The organism is Yersinia rohdei ATCC 43380, assembly GCF_000173775.1.
Lineage (GTDB): Bacteria > Pseudomonadota > Gammaproteobacteria > Enterobacterales > Enterobacteriaceae > Yersinia > Yersinia rohdei.
In genome coordinates this window covers 33,954-53,757 of the sequence record NZ_ACCD01000029.1, presented here as the reverse complement: position 1 = coordinate 53,757, position 19,804 = coordinate 33,954, and the positions used below count along the sequence as shown (strand labels likewise).

The following is a 19,804-nucleotide window of genomic DNA, read 5'->3' as shown; positions in this document are numbered from 1 at the left end:
AGTAACTGCGCCAGTAGTGCTGATTGACAAGGCTCCGCTGCCGGAATTGCTAGCAACAATACCGTGAGAACCACCGGAAACATCACCGGCATTTATGGTCAGGTTGCTACCCGTGTTCATGGCCGAAATACCTACCGAGCTTGAACCAGTGACGGCACCGGTAGTCGTAATTGACAGGTCCCCAGAAGTGTTGTTACGAGCATCAATACCGTCCTCTGCACCGGTGATGATGGCAGAGTTATTGTCGGTAAAGTTCACCCCACCGGTACCATTTAGTGTTAACGCATCGCCCGTGCTGGTCACAATGCTGAAATCTGGCAAAGTGGTCACATCCAGCGGCGACGCCCCCCCATCCAAGACCTGCGTTATGTCGGTTCCGGCTACTGCTGAGTCTGAACAAAAATAGGTTCCACCAGCGCCTGAGGTACATGAGCCGGCATAGGCCGTAGCCGTTAGAGAACTGAGGATTACAGTGAGCAATGGGCGTTTAAACCTCAAAACATAGTTGCGAGGTTTATGACGATTAGTATTTAGCATGGAAGTATATTCACCTTTGGTGAACGTTCTTTTATTTGATGTGGCTAAAATCTCTCTTCCAGGCGTAAGGGCATGGGTAGGATAAGACACTATATTGTATTAATGTTATCGGTTCTCACCCCCCAGAATTATATTGTTAACATAATGCATGGGCTAGCATTGGTGTAATAAAAGAACCTTAGATAGTCATGGGTAACCACCCTATGACTTATCATTACAAATAGTAAAACCAAATCAATAATTAAGCATCAAATATAAGAACGCGATTAATAATAAAATAATTAAAATAAGCTATTAGTTTCATATCATATGGTGTTGAATGACATTCCAAAATGAGACACATCTTTATATCTGTAGGAGATTTCCCAAATAAATATGCTTTATTGCATTAATATAAGTAGTTAATGCAATCTAAGATATTGAAAATAATACAGAATGATGCACTAAAAACTCATATTGGTTGAAGGAACAAAGCATGTCCCTTTTTATGGCGATTATTATCCTCAGAAGCACTCACGGTATCAACTGTCTAATATTGCAGGAAACATTGGCCGAACCCAGCGGAGTATCGATTATGCTACAATTTACCATCAGGCTGAGGAATGGGTATACGCCGGTATCTTATCCAATACTAGTGCCATTAAAGGTTCGGATATTTCCCTTGTCGGGTAGGATAATTCTCATGATAAGTAGAATAACGGAAAATAAAATAGAACAATAAGTCCCTTAAAAAAACAGATCACAGTCACTTTATTCAAGCCAACCTCTTCCTTTTTCCTTTTCGTTTTTTTGAAATTTCATTTGTTATTACACTCGATATAGATGATTCTGATCTTATAAATCGCATCCTGTTTTTTGTTACATATTATTTGAAAAATATTCTTGCTAAGAATAATGCCTATGAATCTTATAGCTACTTTTCAACATGAATAGGTATGGAATATCGTTAATTTAAATGCTTTTATTTAAACCTGCTCTTACTTTTATATTCCGCCCTGAGTCAGTCGTTTTCAGAGGATGATATGCATGATGCGTTACTCAGTAACTCAATGAATACTTTATCTTAAATGCCCCATTTAGTTTTTAACACTGTATTGGTATTTTTTGGTCATGTGCAGATAGGAGGTGATAATGGGCCGTCATGAAGGAGGGCCAAACAATCGGTGGATATCTACAACACAAGGCGGGCGTATCTGTCGCTACAATACAAAACGCCCGATGAAATTCACCGGGCATTATAAGGCTGAAAAGTACCAACCTATGGCAGAGCCAGCAAGTGGATTAACCGTATTTATGCACGGTTAACCGCATGTTTTTTGGTTGTCGACGTTGCCAGAAACTGGGGATTAGTTGCTACCAAACACCCGATTTTCTTGCTCAGCTACGCGAATAAATGTTGTGCGTTTAGTCAGTTCTTTTAAGTGCGAAGCCCCGACATAAGTGCAAGCTGAACGCAAACCACCCATGATATCGCGGACAGTATTATCCACAGAGCCACGTAATGGTAATTTAACCGTCTTGCCTTCTGCGGCACGGTATTCAGCAACGCCACCAACATGGCGTTTCATCGCAGATTCAGAGCTCATACCGTAAAACAGCATGAACTTCTCGCCATTCTCTTCAACCACAGAACCTTCACACTCATCATGCCCGGCCAGCATACCGCCCAACATCACAAAGTCAGCGCCGCCGCCAAAAGCTTTAGCCACATCACCTGGGGATGAACAACCGCCATCACTGACAATCTGCCCGCCCAAACCATGTGCGGCATCAGCGCATTCAATAACTGCTGATAGTTGTGGATAGCCAACCCCAGTTTTCACTCGAGTAGTACAGACTGAACCAGGCCCAATCCCGACTTTAACAATGTCAGCACCGGAAAGAATAAGCTCTTCTACCATTTCACCGGTTACCACATTACCAGCACAAATGACTTTATCTGGGCATGCTTCGCGCGCTTTTTGCAGGAAAGAAACAAAATGCTCTGAGTAGCCGTTAGCAACATCGATACAAATAAATTTTAATGCCGGTGATAACGCCAAAATTTGCTTCATTTTGTCGAAATCAGCAGAGGAAGTCCCGGTGGAAACCATGACATGGCGTAATACAGATTCAGGAACCCGTTGTACAAATTCGCCCCACTGTTCAACAGTGTAGTGTTTATGAACCGCGGTAAGAACATCGAAAGAGGCCAGAACTTCTGCCATGCGAAAGGTGCCAACAGTATCCATATTAGCGGCGATGATAGGTACACCAGACCAGTTCCAACCTGAATGTTTAAAAGTAAACTGGCGCTCTAGTTCTACTTCAGAACGACTTTTCAGTGTTGAACGTTTAGGGCGGATTAACACATCTTTAAATCCTAATTTCAAACCTTCTTCAATACGCATGGCTTATTATTTCCTGGTTATTGGCGATAGATCGCAAAAAGTGATCGGGCGTAAATCACGCCATCCCAGTGAAGCTATCATACGCATGAATAATTCTACGGCAAGACTGCGAATACACCTTTATTTACGCTACAATCCCACAAATTAGCTGAAGAGTGCCGACAGTTCATTTATGAAGGTGCCCACTTCGCTTATTTTCCCTCGTAGTTCAAACAGAATGCATACCATACTATGCCTCCCCACCTGCTTTCAGATACAATTCGGCTCTCATTAACAGGATGCAAGGCGAGGCAATGACCTATATTGTGGCTCTCACCGGTGGCATTGGCAGCGGTAAAAGTACAGTAGCAAATGCATTCGCCGATCTCGGTGTTCCCTTGGTTGATGCAGATATTATTGCTCGTCAGGTGGTTGAACCGGGGATGCCTGCTTTAGCGGCTATCGCGTCCCGCTATGGTGAAACTATCTTGCAAGCCGATGGAACATTGAACCGAGCAGCGTTACGGGAAAAAATTTTCAGTGAGTCGCAGGAAAAAGCATGGTTAAATTCCTTGCTGCATCCGCTGATTCAACAGGAAACCCAGCGTCAGATTGCTGGTGTTGATAAACCCTACGTACTTTGGGTTGTCCCCCTGCTGGTTGAAAATGATTTACACCACCGTGCCAATCGTGTGTTAGTGGTAGATGTAGCACCTGAAATACAACTCGCGCGAACAATGGCGAGAGATGGCATTACTCGCCAACAGGCAGAATATATTTTAGCCTCACAGGCTTCGCGGCAACAGCGCCTGGCCTGTGCTGATGATATTATTGACAATAGCGGCGATCCATTAGTGATAGCCCCGCAAGTTGCTTCATTACACCAACAGTATTTAAAATTAGCAGTTGCGGCCCAACAGGATCTACATCGATGAGTGACCTCACCTCAACAATACTTTTTGAACATCCGCTTAATGAAAAAATGCGCACCTGGCTGAGAATGGAGTTTTTATTACAACAATTAGAAAACCAGCGTACGTTAGACAATATTGCCAATGCATTAACATTTTTCCGTACCGCATCTGATTTAATTGATGTCCTTGAGCGCGGTGAAGTTCGCACCGATTTGCTGAAAGAGCTAGAGCGCCAACAACAAAAATTACAGCAATGGGCCGATCTCCCCGGTGTGGATTTGTCACTGGTGGACTCACTGCGTAGTCAGTTAAAAAGCCGGGCATCAGTATTGATGTCTGCGCCACGTATTGGGCAATCATTAAAAGAAGACCGTTTAATCAGTGTGGTGCGACAGCGCCTGAGCATCCCCGGTGGCTGTTGTAGTTTTGATTTACCGACTTTACATACCTGGCTGCACCAGCCACAGGAACAGCGCAACCAACATATTGCAAATTTACTGGTAAGCCTGAACCCACTGAATCAGTCTCTGACCATGATTTTAGATTTAATCCGCCAATCTGGCCCACTGCGCGCACAAATTAGCTTAAATGGCTTCTTTCAAGACAATGCTGAAGGCGCTGATTTACTCAGGTTACGTCTACCGCTGGAGCCGCAACTTTACCCGCAGATTTCTGGACATAAAACACGCTACGCTATTCGCTTCTTACCTCTCGACAGTGAAAATGGTACCGTGCCAGCGCGTTTGTCATTTGAATTAGCCTGTTGCTGAGTTTGCTATCAGCCAGCTGATGTTGGAAAGATTTTAGGAGAAAACATGGAAACTGAAGAAATCGAGGTTAACTGCCCTACATGTGGAAAAGTTGTTATTTGGGGTGAACAAAGCCCTTATCGCCCATTCTGCTGCAAACGTTGTCAACTTATTGACTTAGGTGAGTGGGCTGATGAAGAAAAACGTATACCAAGTAGTGGCGAACTATCTGATAGTGATGAATGGAGTGAAGAAGACCCTCTACACTGACCGAGCTGTTACCTTTATCTTACTAGAATGGAGCAAATAACCTGCTCCATTCCCGTCATACTCAATATCAATCAGCCTCACGGCACGGCGTTACTATTCAGTTAGTCATTCGCCGTGAGTCATTCGTCGTTAGCAATTCGCCGTTAGTAATTCGATAATTGCAGCATTGGCGGGTGGAAACTCGGGTGCCAATAATGCAGATTGCTTCACCCAGCGCATCGGTTGCCCTTCGCGGCCAAAAGGTTCGCCCTCCCAAGCTTCAACCATATAGAAACTCAATGTCACTAGACGATCACTAAAAGTGTGCTCAAGGGTTTTAAGTAAAACTGCAGTTTGCACCACAATCCCCGTCTCTTCCAACAGCTCCCGCCTTAAGGCGTGCTCTGGTGTCTCACCTTGCTCAAGCTTACCACCGGGAAACTCCCAAAAACCGGCCATATGGGCATCAGCAGCACGTTGGGTAATGAAAATTTCCTGCTGTGAATTACGAATAATCCCCACAGCAATCTGTAAATGTTTCAATTCTCTGTCTCCTGAAAGGGGCATAAATGCGGATTTAGGCTGCCCCTATTTAATTGTCCTAAAATAGACTGACAAAAAAGAGCCAAAATAAAGGGCGGTTTTTATGCCGCCCTCATTTTTAGTGCATCAACCCTAACCTAGAATATTACTGTAGGCGACCGTGGCACTGTTTGTATTTCTTACCAGAACCGCATGGGCACGGGTCATTACGACCCACTTTGCGCTCAAGGCTGGCGGCAACATTAGCTTCTTCTTGCGACATCAAAGCACTGTTATCAGACTGATGACTCAGTTGTTGCTGTTTAGCTAAACGTTCAGCCTCATCACGGCGCTGAACTTCCAGGGCTTCCACCTCTTCTGGCATCCGCACCTGTACTTTGCTCAGCACGCTGATGACTTCATATTTCAGCGATTCCAGCATCGCTGCAAACATGGCGAAAGATTCACGTTTGTATTCCTGCTTAGGATCTTTTTGCGCGTAACCACGCAAATGGATACCCTGGCGCAAGTAATCCATCGCAGCCAAATGCTCTTTCCACAAGGAATCAAGCGTTTGCAGCATCACACCTTTTTCAAAGTTGCGCATCATTTCCAGGCCAACAACTTCTTCTTTGCGCTGATAAACTTCGATAGCTTGTTGCAGAATTCGTTCGCGTAATGTTTCTTCATGCAGTTGTGGCTCATCTTCCAGCCACTGAGCAATCGGCATATCCAGATCGAAATCATTTTTCAGGCGCTGTTCTAAGCCCTCGACATCCCACATTTCTTCCAGAGACTGAGTTGGGATATAGCTGTCGATTACCGTTTTGAAAACGTCTTCGCGGATACTATTGATGGTTTCGCTAACATCAGACACATCCAACAGTTCATTACGCTGGCTGTAGATAGCCCGGCGCTGGTCGCTCGCCACATCATCATATTCAAGTAACTGTTTACGAATATCGAAGTTACGGCTTTCAACTTTACGCTGTGCGTTTGCAATAGCTTTAGTCACCCACGGGTGCTCAATAGCTTCGCCCGGTTTCATACCCAATTTACGCATCATGCCAGACACACGGTCAGAGGCAAAAATACGCATCAAAGCATCTTCCATTGACAGGTAGAAACGTGAAGAACCGGCATCACCCTGGCGACCAGCACGACCACGTAGCTGATTATCAATACGGCGCGATTCATGGCGCTCAGTACCAATAATATGCAAACCACCTGATGCCAGTACCGCATCATGGCGGATTTGCCATGCCGCTTTAATGGCAGCAATTTGGTCTTCGGTTGGGTCTTCCAGCAGCGCAATCTCACTCTGCCAGCTACCACCCAATACGATATCTGTACCACGACCCGCCATGTTGGTTGCGATGGTTACCGCACCTGGCTGACCGGCTTGTGAAACAATTTCCGCTTCCATGGCATGGAACTTGGCGTTCAGAACTTTATGTTCAATACCCGCTTTGGTTAACTCCGCAGAAACCACTTCAGACTTCTCAATCGAGATAGTCCCCACCAATACTGGCTGGCCATTCGCAGTACGCTCACGAATATCTTCAATAATTGCACCAATTTTTTCCTGCTCAGTCATATAGACCAAATCAGGTAGATCCTTACGGATCATTGGGCGGTTAGTAGGTACGACAATGGTATCGAGCTTATAAATGGAACTGAATTCGAATGCTTCAGTATCCGCAGTCCCTGTCATACCTGCCAGTTTTTCATAGAGACGGAAGTAATTCTGGAAAGTAATCGAAGCCAGCGTCTGGTTTTCGTTCTGAATTTCTACGCCTTCTTTTGCTTCCACAGCCTGATGCAAACCATCTGACCAACGGCGGCCTTGCATGGTACGGCCGGTGTGTTCATCAACAATGATAACTTCACCGTCTTTCACGATGTAGTCGACATCACGGGTAAACAATACGTGGGCACGCAGAGCAGCAGTTACGTGGTGCATTAACATGATGTTAGTCGGAGAATACAGAGATTCTCCCTCTTCCATGATGCCCGCTTCCACTAACATCTCTTCAATCAAAATCAAACCGCGTTCAGTTAAATGAACCTGACGTGATTTTTCATCCACAGAGAAGTGGCCTTCACCTTGGAAGGTATCTGAATCTTCTTTTTCCTGACGAATCAGCTTTGGAATCAGTTTGTTAACCCGAATATACATCTCGGAACTATCTTCAGCCGGGCCGGAGATAATCAGCGGGGTACGGGCTTCATCGATTAAGATGGAGTCAACCTCATCCACCAGCGCATAATGCAGTTTGCGCTGCACACGCTCTTCCGGGCTGAACGCCATATTGTCGCGCAGGTAGTCAAAACCGTATTCGTTGTTAGTACCGTAAGTGATATCCGCAGCATAAGCAGCGCGCTTAGCCGGTGCCGTCATATTCGGCAAGTTGATACCCACACTCAGGCCCAAGAACTCAAATAACGGGCGGTTATTTTCGGCGTCACGTTGAGCCAAATAGTCGTTGACGGTTACCACGTGAACACCACGGCCACTCAACGCATTCAAATACGCTGGCAGAGTTGCCGTCAACGTCTTACCTTCACCGGTACGCATTTCTGCGATGCATCGTTCGTTCAGTACCATACCGCCTAGCAGCTGGACATCGAAGTGACGCATACCAAACACGCGTTTACTTGCCTCGCGCACCACAGCAAAAGCCTCGGGGATCAAGGTTTCCAGCACTGCACCTTTTGCCAGGCGCTCACGGAACTCGTCCGTTTTGGCACGTAATTCAGCATCTGTCAGTTTTTCAACTTCAGGTTCCATGCGGTTGATAAGCTCAACCACTTTGCGCATACGGCGCAGAGTACGATCGTTACGGCTGCCAAAAACTTTGGTTAATAATTTAATTAGCATGATTCTTAATATCTCTTACAAGACCACCAAACCGGCGGCCAAAGGTTGTATAAAATTGGAGTAAACCAAAAGAATAATTAGCTTAATTTGGCAGGCCCGGCACGAATACCTTGCACTTGTGCAAGCCAGAGTCCGGGTTTATGTAACGAAAGAACCGGCTGATTAACCTGCTCAGTATAGCGAATGATGGTGGGTGGCTTGAACTCATGAGTCAGGAGCGCATTCAGTGAATCCAGTAAAGCAAGCTGCTGAATTTGTGATGGCTCGACCAGTTCAGTCTCTGCAACTTCCTGCACCCGCGCATATGCCGCTTGGGGTGCCAGTGCAAATGAAAGGTGACGAATAACCGTGCGCAGTGCATGCTGTTGCCAGTAGTCTACGCTGAATGAAGGGCGACGATGCATATCATGCAACAATGCCAAACTGTTAAAGTTTGTCGCACCGTAATTCTGACGGCTTTGGCTTGATGATGTATTCGGTATGGCAGCTTGATCAGGAGAGCCAGACAGATTTGATGGCACGCCAAGACTCGCCGCTACCATCCCCAACAGGAGATGCGGCCAGAAATAACGTCTGCCAAATTGTCGCCAACGATTTAGAATACCGATCACGAGTTTAAAATCCGCCGGAGCCTTGTCAATGCGTGTAAACCGCCCACAATTATTAGATGTTTTGTTCGATGATGCGATTGCAGCGGAAAATGGACCTCTGCATAACGTACAACAACGCGCTACAGCACTGTTAAAACTCAACCGTGCGGTAAAAGGATTGCTCCCTTCACAATTGCAGCCGTGGTGCCGCGTCGCTAACTATCGACAAAGTGTTTTAGTGCTAGAAACCGCTAACGCCAGCTGGTTAATGCGCTTACGTTACGAACAGCCGGCTTTACTCTCTGCACTACGAGCGCAAATTCTACCATCATTGTCTTCAATCGACATCAGGATTAATCCGTCGTTGATGGCGAAGGGGCATAACATTACACAAGATGCCGTAAAATCCTCGCAAAATCCTGAGAAATCGCCGCCATTACGTCAGTTAAGTTTAGAAAGCGCTAAGGAATTAAGAGGATTAGCGAGCCGTAGCCCTGAAAAATTGAGGACAATATTGGAACGATTGGCTGCGTTGGCCGGAGAGAGTGCCAACGCAACCAAAAGTGATGATAATAAATAAACTTAGTAAGCTAATACTGTAGACGGTGCTTTGAACGCCAATGGCATTTCAGCTTCGTCTTGGAACGTCACGAATTCCCAAGCTTCTTGTTTAGCTAACACAGCCTGCAATAACTTGTTATTTAGTGCATGGCCAGATTTGTACGCAGTAAATGCGCCAATAATATTGTGACCACACATAAACAGGTCGCCGATGGCGTCCAGCATTTTGTGACGAACAAATTCATCTTCGAAGCGCAGGCCATCTTCGTTCAACACGCGGTAATCATCTACCACGATGGCACAATCGAAACTACCGCCCAGGCACAAACCACGGGACTGCAGATATTCGATATCACGCATGAAACCAAAAGTACGCGCGCGGCTGATTTGACGGACGAATGAATCAGCCGAGAAATCTAAACGGTAGCGCTGAGTACTTGAGTCAATCGCCGGGTGATTAAAATCAATGGTAAAATCTAAACGGAATCCATTGAATGGAGACAATTCAGCCCATTTATCACCGTCTTCAACCCGTACAGTCTCTTTCAGACGCAGGAATTTCTTCGCAGAGTTTAACTCTTCGATACCTGCATCCAGCAGCAAGTACACAAATGGACTGGCACTACCATCCATAATGGGTACTTCGGGAGCGTTAACTTCAATAATAATGTTATCAATCCCTAACCCTGCCAAAGCAGCGTTGAGATGCTCAACAGTAGAAATACGCACGTCATGCTCGTTGACCAGGCAAGTACAGAGCATGGTATCACGCACGGATTTTGCATCTGCCGGAAAATCAACCGGTGGATTCAAGTCAGTGCGACGATAGATGACCCCGGTATTAGCCGGCGCGGGTCGCATTGTCAGCGTGACTTTCTTACCGGTATGCAAACCGACGCCAGTCGCTTGAACAATACGTTTTAAAGTCCTTTGTTTGATCATCGTTTTATCTCGCAATGTTATCCATCCTACCGACCAAGTTTATAATAAGATCGGCGGGACAGTTTAGCACAAAGAGCGGAGATTCCAATATTTTCAGAAATCAATCGGCTTGCTTACGCAAAAATGCCGGGATATCTAAATAATCGGGCTCTTTATTAGTTTGAGCAGTTGGGTCATTGACCACTTTAGCCGCAGGTTTAACTTCCTGAGGTAAAGGAGACATGCCATGCTGCTGGTAACGATGGTCCATTACAGGCTGTGTTTGCTTGTTGGTAACCAGCGTAATTTCAGGGCGTTTATCCATGCCGATACCGGTCGCAACCACAGTTACGCGCAGTTCGTCGTTCATTTCTGGGTCTAACGATGTACCGATAACCACGGTCGCATTGTCGGACGCAAATGCACGGATAGTATTACCCACAGTTTCGAATTCATCCAAGCGCAAATCGAAACCAGCAGTGATGTTGACCAGTACGCCACGAGCACCAGACAGGTCGATATCTTCCAGCAACGGGCTGGAAATCGCCATTTCTGCAGCTTCTTCTGCACGATCTTCGCCACAAGCAACACCTGAGCCCATCATGGCATAACCCATTTCAGACATCACGGTGCGCACGTCAGCAAAGTCAACGTTCATCAGACCTGGGCGGGTAATCAGCTCGGCGATACCCTGAACAGCGCCTTTCAATACGTCGTTAGCCGCACCGAATGCATCCAGTAATGAGATGCCACGACCCAGAACTTTCAACAACTTATCGTTCGGAATAGTGATCAGTGAGTCTACATGCTTGGACAATTCAGCAATACCCTGCTCAGCAAATGCCATGCGTTTCTTGCCTTCGAAATTGAAAGGCTTAGTAACCACAGCAACTGTCAGAATACCCAGTTCTTTTGCCACTTCAGCAACCACAGGAGCAGCACCCGTACCCGTACCACCGCCCATACCTGCGGCGATAAAGACCATATCTGCGCCTTCAAGAGCTGCACGCAGAGCTTCACGGTCTTCTTCAGCGGAATTACGACCCACTTCTGGGTTTGCGCCAGCACCCAAACCTTTGGTAATACCGCTACCAATTTGGATGGTTTGGCCAACAGCCGTCTTACGTAGCGCCTGAGCGTCTGTATTAACGGCAAAGAATTCAACACCTTCGATGCGCTCGCGCACCATGTGTTCGACAGCATTACCACCGCCACCACCGACGCCGATGACTTTAATCACCGCGTCATTGGTCAGTTCCATAGGTTCAAACATAGTTTCTCTCCGTTTTGTGCCTGTCGCTTCGAGATCAAAAAATATGTTCAGCATGATCTCTTTGTTGAAACATTAAAACTCTTTTCTCAGCCAGCTATTGATACGTTTAAACCAATTGCCCACTGAGGCACGTTTTTCTACTTCTGACTCACCACTGAGATGAGATTCTTTACCATAGTGCAACAACCCAACAGCAGTGGAGTAATAAGGTTCCTGTGCATAGTCCGTCAGCCCGGTGATATTGAGCGGTTGACCGATACGAACCTGGGCATGAAATACCCGTTGAGCGCATTCAGCCAAACCATCAATTTGTGCCGCCCCGCCTGTCAGCACGATACCTGCTGCCAGATGATGCTTCACGCCTTGCTGACGTAGTTGCTCCTGCAATTGTAAAATCTCGTCATTAACTAAATTCAGCAACTCGGTGTAGCGTGGTTCTATAACCTCTGCGAGTGTCTGTCTTTGCAGACTACGGGGAGGGCGTCCGCCAACACTTGGCACTTCTACACTTTCGTCCTTGCTGACAATCGACCCGAGCGCACAGCCGTGTCGAACTTTAATCGCTTCCGCATCTGTTGGCGGAGTCCCGAAGGCATAAGCTATGTCGCTGGTGACCACGTTCCCGGCGTAAGGGATAACTTTGGTATGGCGCAACGCCCCACCCGTGTAAACCGCCATATCCATGGTGCCACCGCCGATGTCGACCACACAGACACCTAGCTCGCGTTCATCTTCGGTCAATACTGCATAACTTGCGGCTAAACCGGCGAAAATCAGTTGGTCAACTTTAAGACCACAACGTTCCACCGCTTTAACGATATTTTTGGCCATATCGTTATGGCAGGTAATCAGGTGTACCTTGGCCTGCATCCGCACACCGGAAAGTCCAACAGGATTTTTAATGCCTTCCTGGTAATCGATGGCATATTCCTGTGGAATAACATGCAAGATACGATGCTCATCACGTACACGTACCGACTTCGCGGTATGCACTACGTTCTCTACATCTTCCTGTGTAACTTCCTCCTCTGAAATAGGAACCATCCCTATTTCATTCTGGCAGCTGATATGTTTACCCGATAATGCCAGATAAACAGATGAAATTTGGCAATCTGCCATTAACTCAGCCTGATCGATAGCGCGCTGTACGCATTTCACTACCGACTCAAGGTCGTTAACCCCACCCTTATCCATGCCGCGGGATGGACAACTGCCAACCCCAATAATATTGACCATGCCATCGGGCAGAACTTCCCCTACCAATGCGGAGACCTTTGCCGTTCCGATCTCAAGACCTACTACCAGTTTTCTGTCCGTCGACTTGATCATTGTTGTTTTGCCTGTGCCTGATTCTGTTGCGGATTACTGTTCTGCTGGTCATTTATGAGTGGTTCACCACCCTGACTGCCGATAAATACCGGAGCCCAACCTATTGCAGCCCCTGTTTCATATCGCAAATCAACATAACTGACCCGTTTATCTGGCTGCTGTTGCAACAGCGGATACAACTCGATAAAACGCTGTAAACGTCCCATCCGGTCATCCCGTCCCAGCTCTAGCCGAACATCATTATCTAAGGCCAATTGCCAAGAATGTCTGGCACTCATCGCCACCATTTTCAGCTGATACTTGTTGGCCGCTAACACCTTGTTTATTGCCCGGTAGCCTTCCAAAACATCCTGTTCACTGCCTTCCGGGCCATACAATAATGGCAATTTTTGTTTGCCGATGCGCTCGGACGGCACACTGAATGGCCGGCCTTGTTCATCAACCATATGCAAATCATTCCAACGGGCAAAGGGCACATACTCCACCAGATGGATTTTCAGCTCATTCGGCCACTGTTTGCGCACGCTAGCCTGCTGAATCCAAGGTAATCTTTCAATCTGTTGCTGGATAATATTGACATCCTGCGTCATGAAAGTACCGGGTGCGCCCAATGCCAAAATTGCCTGGCGAATATCATCATTGGTGGTGTAATGGCGCTCACCGGTCAACACCAATTTCGACAGTGGCAGTCGGCTAGCATCTTTCATCCAACCCACTACAACCCATCCCCCCCAGAGGATGGTACCCAGAACCATCAACAGGAAAATCATTCCTGCCAACTGGCCTCCGTTACTGCGCCGGGCTTCGCTCTTTTCAGCCGCTCGCTCGCGCGCATTCAGGGCAGCTTGCGACATATCAGTCAGCCAACGTCAAAATTCGGGCCACTAACTGGGAGAAACTCAACCCTGACTGGCGTGCAGCCATCGGCACTAAGCTGTGGCTGGTCATGCCCGGTGACGTATTCACTTCCAGCAGGTAGAAACTGCCATCGCTATCTTGCATGACATCAACCCGCCCCCAGCCGCTGCAACCCAAAGCTTGATAAGCCTGTAATGACAATGCCGCCAACTGTTGTTCCAGCTCGGCACTCAGGCCGCTTGGGCAAAAGTACTGAGTCTCATCAGACAAATATTTAGCTTCATAGTCATAAAACACGCCGGGCGCCTGAATGCGGATAGAGGGTAAAACTTCGTCACCAAGGATAGCGACCGTGAATTCCGGCCCGCTCAACCATTTCTCAATCAATACATCCGTGTCGTGGCGGAAAGCTTCAACCAAGGCACCTTGCAACTCACTGATTTTATCAACCTTGCTCATGCCAACACTGGAGCCTTCATGGCTTGGTTTTACAATTAGTGGCAGGCCAAGCTTAGCGACAGATGCAGATAATTCCTCTGACGAAAGTGTTTCAAACTGTTGACGATTTAGCGCCACATAGGGCGAAATCGGCAAACCGGACGCTTGCCACACTAATTTAGTGCGCAATTTGTCCATTGTGAGTGCTGAAGCCATGACACCACTACCGGTGTAAGGCAGTTGCAAAAACTCCAACACACCTTGCAAGGTACCGTCTTCGCCACCACGGCCATGCAGCGCAATAAAGACTTTATCAAACCCCTGAGCTTTAAGCTCGGTTACCGGAAAGTCTTTAGTATCAATACCATGAGCATCAATACCCGCTTCTCGTAAGCCCGCTAAAACAGCCTGACCTGAGAGCAATGAAACTTCGCGTTCAGCGGAGGTGCCACCCAGCAGTACAGCAACTTTCTCAGCCATGATGTTCCTCGTCTTTTGTCTGTGGCTGCAATTTAAGCTCAGCCAATTTACGGGCAATTTTACCAATGTTACCCGCGCCCTGAACCAGGATCAGGTCATCGCCATCCAGCATTTGCGCCAACACTTCTGGCACAGTTTCACTGTCTGAAACTAAAATCGGGTCTACTTTGCCACGGTTACGAATAGTTCGGCACAATGAGCGGCTATCAGCCCCTGGGATTGGCGGTTCACCGGCGGCATACACATCCAACATCAATAAAACATCAACTTGCGATAACACATTGGCAAAATCGTCATACAGATCACGAGTACGGGTATAACGGTGCGGCTGGAAAATCATCACAATGCGTTTATCCGGCCAGCCGGCACGTGCGGCTTTGATGGTGGCGTCCACCTCGGTCGGGTGATGGCCATAGTCATCGACCAACATCGCGCTGCCTTCTTTGCCGTTGACCGGTGCCAGCGGGAAGTTGCCGAGGAAATCAAAACGGCGGCCTGTCCCTTGGAACCCGGCTAGCGCACGCAAGATGTCATCGTCTTCGATGCCTTCTTCGGTCGCCACAGCTACCGCAGCAGCCGCGTTCAGCGCATTGTGACGCCCCGGAGCATTCAAGGTCACTGTCATCAATGGCTTATCCAACCGCTTCAGTGTGAAGTGCCCCTGAGGGCCTTCCTGACGATAGCTGGCAATTTGCACATCGGCATCATCACTGAAACCATAAGTGGTGATATGGCGGCCCACGCGCGGTAACAACTCACGCACCACAGGATCATCAATACACATCACGGCACGGCCATAGAATGGCAAGTTGTGCAAAAAGTTAATAAATGTCTGCTTTAAGTTACCGAAGTCGCCCTGATAGGTATCCATATGGTCGGCTTCGATATTAGTGACAATCGCCACCATCGGCTGCAAATGTAAAAATGACGCATCGCTTTCATCGGCTTCTGCAATCAGATAGCGGCTGGAACCTAATCGCGCATGGGTGCCGGCTGCTTTCACTAAACCGCCATTCACAAAGGTGGGATCCAAGCCAGCTTCGGCATAAATGCTGGAAACCATTGCGGTGGTGGTTGTTTTTCCGTGAGTACCCGCCACCGCAATTCCGTGGCGAAAACGCATCAGTTCTGCCAGCATCTCCGCGCGGCGGATCACCGGAATACGCGCCTCGCGAGCGGCGACAATTTCTGGGTTATCCGCAGAGATTGCCGTTGAAACTACCACCACACTGGCATCCAGTACGTTTTCTGGCCGATGATGAAAATAAATCTGTGCGCCCAATGAAGCCAAATGCTGAGTTACCGGGTTGGGTGCCAAATCTGAACCACTAATTTGATAACCTTCGTTGGCCAACACTTCAGCGATACCACCCATGCCAGCACCACCGATGCCAACAAAGTGAATGTGCCGGACGCGGCGCATCTCGGGCACGATAGTACGTAGTTTCGCCAGTTGCTGTGTATTCACTTTTCTCTTCACTTTTTTGTCTGTTACATATTCACAGCCCGCATTCACTGCCAGCTGTTCATTATCTATTTCACTGTCACTTACTGGCAGCGACCACTACCGCAGCCACACGTTCAGTGGCATCTGGGATAGCGACCTGCCGTGCCTGTTCCGCCATCGCCAATAAAGTTGCACGATCCCACTGCGCCAACAGGCTGCTAACCGCTTGCGCCGTAAACTGCGGTTGCTCAATAATCTTGGCGGCACCCGCTTTTTCCAGCGGCAAAGCATTCCAATATTGCTGGCGGTCTTTATGCTGGAAAGGCACAAAAATTGCCGGTAAACCCGCAGCAGCCACTTCACTTACCGTCAAAGCACCTGAACGACAAACCACCACATCAGCCCAAGCATAGGCCGCAGCCATATCATCGATAAATTCAACAATCTGGTGTTTATCGCCCTGCCCTACCTGCTGATAAGCTTGTAACACCTCGGGCAACGCGCCTTTCCCCACTTGATGCCAAAGCGTTATCTGCTCGCCCAGTGTTGCGGCGACTTGCGGCAGAGTTTGGTTTAATACTCGCGCCCCTTGGCTCCCACCAATCACTAATACGCGAACCGGCCCTTGACGACCATTAAAGCGCTCAGCCGGTAGTGGCAATGCCAAAACATCGGTGCGAACCGGGTTTCCTACTACTTCTGCCTGGGGAAACGCGCCGGGAAACGCCTGTAAAACCTTTTTTGCGATTTTGGCAAGCCAGCGGTTAGTCAAACCGGCAATCCCGTTCTGCTCATGTAAAACCACCGGAATGCCACACAGCCATGCGGCCAAACCACCTGGGCCGGAAACATATCCCCCCATGCCCAGCACCACATCCGGCTGGTAATCACGCATGATTTTCTTCGCCTGACGCACTGCGCGATAAATTCGCACCGGTGCGGTCAGTTGGGCCATTAACCCCTTGCCGCGTAAACCAGAAATCTGAATAAAATCAATTTCAATGCCATTCTTAGGTACCAATGACGCTTCCATTCGGTCTGCGGTGCCTAACCAACGCACCTGCCAGCCTTGCGCCATCAGATGATGTGCCACGGCCAAACCGGGGAAGACATGCCCCCCAGTGCCACCCGCCATCACCATTAAACGCTTGGTCTTGCCACTCATCGGGCACTCCTTACAAAGGCTTGGGCTTTTGCCAAACGTGTTTCAAAATCAATACGCAACAACAATACAATCGCGGTTGACATAATAATCAGGCTCGAACCACCGTAACTTATCAGTGGCAATGTCAAACCTTTAGTCGGCAACATCCCAGCGGCAGCCCCAACGTTAACCAGAGCCTGGAAACTAAACCAGACGCCAATCGAGCAGGCCAAAAAGCCAGAAAATCGCTGATCAATCTCTAAGGCGCGACGCCCAATGGACATAGCACGAAAAGCGACGAAGAATACCATTAACAATGCAATAACCACACCGAAATACCCGAGTTCCTCGCCTAAAATCGAGAAAATAAAGTCGGTATGTGCTTCCGGTAAATACTCCAGTTTTTGCACTGAATTCCCCAGACCCTGTCCCCAGAACTCACCGCGCCCAAAGGCCATCAGTGATTGGGTTAGCTGGTAACCGCTACCAAAGGGATCGGCCCACGGGTTCCAGAATGATGTTACACGGCGCATACGGTAAGGTTCGGCAACAATCAGCAAACACACGGCAAAAACACCGGAGCCGATCAGCGCCAAAAACTGCCACATTTTTGCGCCAGCCAGGAACAACATCGCCAAGGTGGTGATAAACAACACCACCACGGTACCTAAATCGGGCTGGGCCAGCAGTAGCACGGCCAAAATGACCATCACGCCCATCGGCTTGCAAAAGCCCCAGAAGTTACTGCGAACTTCTTCAACTTTGCGCACCAGATAGCTGGCCAGATAACAAAACAGTGATAATTTCGACAACTCAGCGGGCTGAATACGCAGCGGCCCCAAAGCAATCCAGCGCGATGCCCCGTTGACTGAGCTCCCCACCACTAACACCACCAGCAGCATCACAATTGAAAGCAATAACATCACATTACTGTAGCGCTGCCAGACGGCCATCGGGATACGCAAAGTGACCAGCGATAAACAGAATGCCAATGCCAGATACAGCGCATCACGTTTAGCAAACAGGAAAGGGTCACTGGCCAGACGCTGACCAATTGGCATTGATGCCGAGGTCACCATCACGAAACCGATAATCGCCAAACCGAATGTCAGCCACAGCAAGGTTCTGTCGTAAAGTATCATGCTGGTGGTGTCGCTCTCCCGCGACCCCATCACATAGTGTTTTACGGTATTAAACAGCCCCAGCCCCGGCATACGCATCAGCCCAACTCCCTTGCCAAACGAGCAAACTCATCACCGCGCTGCTCAAAGCTGCGAAATTGGTCCAAACTGGCGCAAGCGGGTGACAGTAACACCATGTCCCTCGGTATCACGGTTTTCGCCAACAACACCATCGCCTGCTCCATGGTTTCGGTCAGTTGGGAAACTTCCGGGCGCAATTGCGCCAGTTGCTCACCGTCACGGCCAAAGCAGTAAATCTTGATATGGTCGCCTTGCAAGAAGCGGGTTAACCCGGAGAAGTCAGCAGACTTGCCGTCTCCCCCTAGCAACAGGTGCAAAGTGCCATCGACCTGTAGGCCATCCAATGCGGCTTCAGTGCTGCCCACGTTGGTCGCTTTTGAGTCATTAATCCAGCGCACGCCATTGTGCTCAAATACCAATTGGAAACGGTGTGGCAAACCGGTAAATGTCGTCAACGCGGTCAAACTGGATGAACGCGGAATACCAACAGCATCAGCCAGCGCCAGTGCGGCTAGCGCATTGGTGTAGTTATGACGCCCGGTTAATTTCATTTCCCGAGTATTTAAGACTTTCTCGCCGCGCACTCGCAGCCAGATTTCGCCCTGCTGCTTATTCAAATGATAATCACCGACATCCACACCAAAGCTGATACAGCGGCTATCCGCGCCACGAATTGGCATGGTGAGCGCGTCATCGGCATTCACAACACAAACTTTAGCGTTTTCATAGACTCGCAGTTTAGCTGCGCGATATTGCTGCAAACCGAACGGATAACGGTCAGTATGATCTTCAGTAACATTCAATATAGTGGCAGCACTGGCGCGTAAACTTGAGGTGGTTTCCAGTTGAAAACTGGACAACTCCAAGACCACCAATTGGTTTTCTTGCTGCAATAATGAGAGCGCCGGAACGCCAATATTGCCCCCGACCCCCACCTGCCACCCTGCAGCTTTGGCCATTTCCCCGACCAACGTGGTCACGGTGCTTTTACCATTAGAGCCGGTAATTGCTACCAGCGGCGCTTGATTTTCACGACAGAACAGCTCGATATCGCCGACAATCTCGACACCCGCTTCTGTGGCAGCGCTTAAGGCAGGATGTGCCAGAGCAATACCTGGGCTGGCAACAATCAAGTCAGCATCCAGTAACCACTGCTGATCCAGAGAACCAACATGGCGCTCAACACTGGCAGGTAACTTATCCAGGCCCGGAGGATTGATACGGGTATCCATGACACGCGGCGTCACACCACGTGCTATAAAGAAATCAACGCAGGAAAGGCCGGTTAGCCCCAGCCCGATGATGACAACTTTTTTACCTTGATAATCAACCACTTTATC

General features: G+C 48.3%; 18 protein-coding genes and 1 pseudogene. 5 read left to right on the top strand and 14 right to left on the bottom strand.

The window, feature by feature from the left end; translation table 11 throughout:
• A pseudogene (locus YROHD0001_RS0118530) lies at positions 1 to 537 on the bottom strand (hypothetical protein); the annotation flags it as partial.
• Positions 538 to 1,668: 1,131 nt separating this feature from the next.
• On the opposite strand from YROHD0001_RS0118530, the gene YROHD0001_RS20520 reads away from it, so the two are divergent.
• Positions 1,669 to 1,842 carry a hypothetical protein gene (locus YROHD0001_RS20520; protein ID WP_157131859.1) on the top strand — a complete coding sequence of 58 codons (174 nt, stop codon included), beginning with the start codon at positions 1,669 to 1,671 and terminating at the stop codon, positions 1,840 to 1,842.
• A 41-nt stretch (positions 1,843 to 1,883) separates the two neighbouring features.
• Here YROHD0001_RS20520 and YROHD0001_RS03090 read toward each other — a convergent pair whose 3' ends face one another.
• Positions 1,884 to 2,927: a GMP reductase gene (locus YROHD0001_RS03090; protein WP_004716124.1), complete on the bottom strand. Its 1,044-nt coding sequence runs from the start codon at positions 2,925 to 2,927 to the stop codon at positions 1,884 to 1,886.
• A 293-nt stretch (positions 2,928 to 3,220) separates the two neighbouring features.
• Here YROHD0001_RS03090 and coaE point away from each other — a divergent pair, with 293 nt between their 5' ends.
• From coaE to yacG, 3 genes are read left to right on the top strand one after another with little or no spacing between them, the layout of a single operon-like run.
• Positions 3,221 to 3,841, top strand: coding sequence for a dephospho-CoA kinase (gene coaE / locus YROHD0001_RS03095; RefSeq protein WP_032817828.1), 621 nt, complete (start codon positions 3,221 to 3,223; stop codon positions 3,839 to 3,841).
• Positions 3,838 to 4,590, top strand: a complete 753-nt coding sequence (zapD, locus tag YROHD0001_RS03100; protein ID WP_032817826.1) for a cell division protein ZapD — start codon at positions 3,838 to 3,840, stop codon at positions 4,588 to 4,590. The genes coaE and zapD overlap by 4 nt, the downstream gene beginning before the upstream one ends.
• Before the next feature lie 45 nt (positions 4,591 to 4,635).
• Entirely contained in the window at positions 4,636 to 4,839 is a 204-nt protein-coding gene (gene yacG / locus YROHD0001_RS03105; RefSeq protein ID WP_004716121.1) for a DNA gyrase inhibitor YacG, read from the top strand.
• A gap of 129 nt (positions 4,840 to 4,968) precedes the next feature.
• Here yacG and mutT read toward each other — a convergent pair whose 3' ends face one another.
• The 3 genes from mutT to secM all read right to left on the bottom strand — a co-directional run bounded on the left by mutT (position 4,969) and on the right by secM (position 8,832).
• Complete coding sequence (gene mutT, locus YROHD0001_RS03110) at positions 4,969 to 5,361, bottom strand: 8-oxo-dGTP diphosphatase MutT (RefSeq protein ID WP_032817823.1); 393 nt, start codon at positions 5,359 to 5,361, stop codon at positions 4,969 to 4,971.
• Between the two features lie 145 nt (positions 5,362 to 5,506).
• Positions 5,507 to 8,221 (bottom strand): preprotein translocase subunit SecA, encoded by a 2,715-nt coding sequence (gene secA, locus YROHD0001_RS03115; RefSeq protein ID WP_004716118.1) that lies wholly within the window; start codon positions 8,219 to 8,221, stop codon positions 5,507 to 5,509.
• 77 nt (positions 8,222 to 8,298) lie between these two features.
• Entirely contained in the window at positions 8,299 to 8,832 is a 534-nt protein-coding gene (secM, locus tag YROHD0001_RS03120) for a secA translation cis-regulator SecM (RefSeq protein ID WP_032817821.1), read from the bottom strand.
• A 28-nt stretch (positions 8,833 to 8,860) separates the two neighbouring features.
• Here secM and YROHD0001_RS03125 point away from each other — a divergent pair, with 28 nt between their 5' ends.
• On the top strand, positions 8,861 to 9,391 hold the full coding sequence (locus YROHD0001_RS03125; RefSeq protein WP_004716115.1) for a DUF721 domain-containing protein: 531 nt from the start codon (positions 8,861 to 8,863) through the stop codon (positions 9,389 to 9,391).
• Positions 9,392 to 9,393: 2 nt separating this feature from the next.
• Here the strand turns inward: YROHD0001_RS03125 and lpxC are convergent, their stop codons facing one another.
• From lpxC to murD, 9 genes are all read right to left on the bottom strand, one after another.
• Positions 9,394 to 10,314 carry a UDP-3-O-acyl-N-acetylglucosamine deacetylase gene (gene lpxC, locus YROHD0001_RS03130; RefSeq protein ID WP_004389005.1) on the bottom strand — a complete coding sequence of 307 codons (921 nt, stop codon included), beginning with the start codon at positions 10,312 to 10,314 and terminating at the stop codon, positions 9,394 to 9,396.
• A 100-nt stretch (positions 10,315 to 10,414) separates the two neighbouring features.
• Positions 10,415 to 11,566 (bottom strand): cell division protein FtsZ, encoded by a 1,152-nt coding sequence (gene ftsZ / locus YROHD0001_RS03135; protein ID WP_004389003.1) that lies wholly within the window; start codon positions 11,564 to 11,566, stop codon positions 10,415 to 10,417.
• Positions 11,567 to 11,638: 72 nt separating this feature from the next.
• The gene (gene ftsA, locus YROHD0001_RS03140; RefSeq protein WP_002210431.1) at positions 11,639 to 12,895 is read right to left on the bottom strand and encodes a cell division protein FtsA; all 1,257 of its coding nucleotides are present in this window, start codon (positions 12,893 to 12,895) and stop codon (positions 11,639 to 11,641) included.
• Positions 12,892 to 13,749 carry a cell division protein FtsQ gene (gene ftsQ / locus YROHD0001_RS03145; protein WP_004716114.1) on the bottom strand — a complete coding sequence of 286 codons (858 nt, stop codon included), beginning with the start codon at positions 13,747 to 13,749 and terminating at the stop codon, positions 12,892 to 12,894. The genes ftsA and ftsQ overlap by 4 nt, the downstream gene beginning before the upstream one ends.
• A 1-nt stretch (position 13,750) precedes the next feature.
• The gene (locus YROHD0001_RS03150) at positions 13,751 to 14,671 is read right to left on the bottom strand and encodes a D-alanine--D-alanine ligase (protein WP_032817819.1); all 921 of its coding nucleotides are present in this window, start codon (positions 14,669 to 14,671) and stop codon (positions 13,751 to 13,753) included.
• Positions 14,664 to 16,139 carry a UDP-N-acetylmuramate--L-alanine ligase gene (gene murC / locus YROHD0001_RS03155; RefSeq protein ID WP_032817817.1) on the bottom strand — a complete coding sequence of 492 codons (1,476 nt, stop codon included), beginning with the start codon at positions 16,137 to 16,139 and terminating at the stop codon, positions 14,664 to 14,666. The genes YROHD0001_RS03150 and murC overlap by 8 nt, the downstream gene beginning before the upstream one ends.
• A 76-nt stretch (positions 16,140 to 16,215) precedes the next feature.
• Positions 16,216 to 17,283: an undecaprenyldiphospho-muramoylpentapeptide beta-N-acetylglucosaminyltransferase gene (murG, locus tag YROHD0001_RS03160; protein WP_032817815.1), complete on the bottom strand. Its 1,068-nt coding sequence runs from the start codon at positions 17,281 to 17,283 to the stop codon at positions 16,216 to 16,218.
• On the bottom strand, positions 17,280 to 18,482 hold the full coding sequence (gene ftsW / locus YROHD0001_RS0118520) for a cell division protein FtsW (RefSeq protein ID WP_032817813.1): 1,203 nt from the start codon (positions 18,480 to 18,482) through the stop codon (positions 17,280 to 17,282). Before ftsW ends, murG begins: the two co-directional genes overlap by 4 nt.
• Complete coding sequence (gene murD, locus YROHD0001_RS03165; protein ID WP_032817840.1) at positions 18,482 to 19,798, bottom strand: UDP-N-acetylmuramoyl-L-alanine--D-glutamate ligase; 1,317 nt, start codon at positions 19,796 to 19,798, stop codon at positions 18,482 to 18,484. The genes ftsW and murD overlap by 1 nt, the downstream gene beginning before the upstream one ends.
• Between the last annotated feature and the right edge of the window lie 6 nt (positions 19,799 to 19,804).

Bases quoted from the DNA above. Each gene is read 5' to 3' on its own strand.
- YROHD0001_RS20520 (WP_157131859.1), top strand. From the start codon at position 1,669: ATGGGCCGTCATGAAGGAGGGCCAAACAATCGGTGGATATCTACAACA.
- YROHD0001_RS03090 (WP_004716124.1), bottom strand. From the start codon at position 2,927: ATGCGTATTGAAGAAGGTTTGAAATTAGGATTTAAAGATGTGTTAATC.
- coaE (WP_032817828.1), top strand. From the start codon at position 3,221: ATGACCTATATTGTGGCTCTCACCGGTGGCATTGGCAGCGGTAAAAGT.
- zapD (WP_032817826.1), top strand. From the start codon at position 3,838: ATGAGTGACCTCACCTCAACAATACTTTTTGAACATCCGCTTAATGAA.
- yacG (WP_004716121.1), top strand. From the start codon at position 4,636: ATGGAAACTGAAGAAATCGAGGTTAACTGCCCTACATGTGGAAAAGTT.
- secA (WP_004716118.1), bottom strand. From the start codon at position 8,221: ATGCTAATTAAATTATTAACCAAAGTTTTTGGCAGCCGTAACGATCGT.
- YROHD0001_RS03125 (WP_004716115.1), top strand. From the start codon at position 8,861: ATGCGTGTAAACCGCCCACAATTATTAGATGTTTTGTTCGATGATGCG.
- lpxC (WP_004389005.1), bottom strand. From the start codon at position 10,314: ATGATCAAACAAAGGACTTTAAAACGTATTGTTCAAGCGACTGGCGTC.
- ftsZ (WP_004389003.1), bottom strand. From the start codon at position 11,566: ATGTTTGAACCTATGGAACTGACCAATGACGCGGTGATTAAAGTCATC.
- ftsA (WP_002210431.1), bottom strand. From the start codon at position 12,895: ATGATCAAGTCGACGGACAGAAAACTGGTAGTAGGTCTTGAGATCGGA.
- ftsQ (WP_004716114.1), bottom strand. From the start codon at position 13,749: ATGTCGCAAGCTGCCCTGAATGCGCGCGAGCGAGCGGCTGAAAAGAGC.
- YROHD0001_RS03150 (WP_032817819.1), bottom strand. From the start codon at position 14,671: ATGGCTGAGAAAGTTGCTGTACTGCTGGGTGGCACCTCCGCTGAACGC.
- murG (WP_032817815.1), bottom strand. From the start codon at position 17,283: ATGAGTGGCAAGACCAAGCGTTTAATGGTGATGGCGGGTGGCACTGGG.
- ftsW (WP_032817813.1), bottom strand. From the start codon at position 18,482: ATGCGTATGCCGGGGCTGGGGCTGTTTAATACCGTAAAACACTATGTG.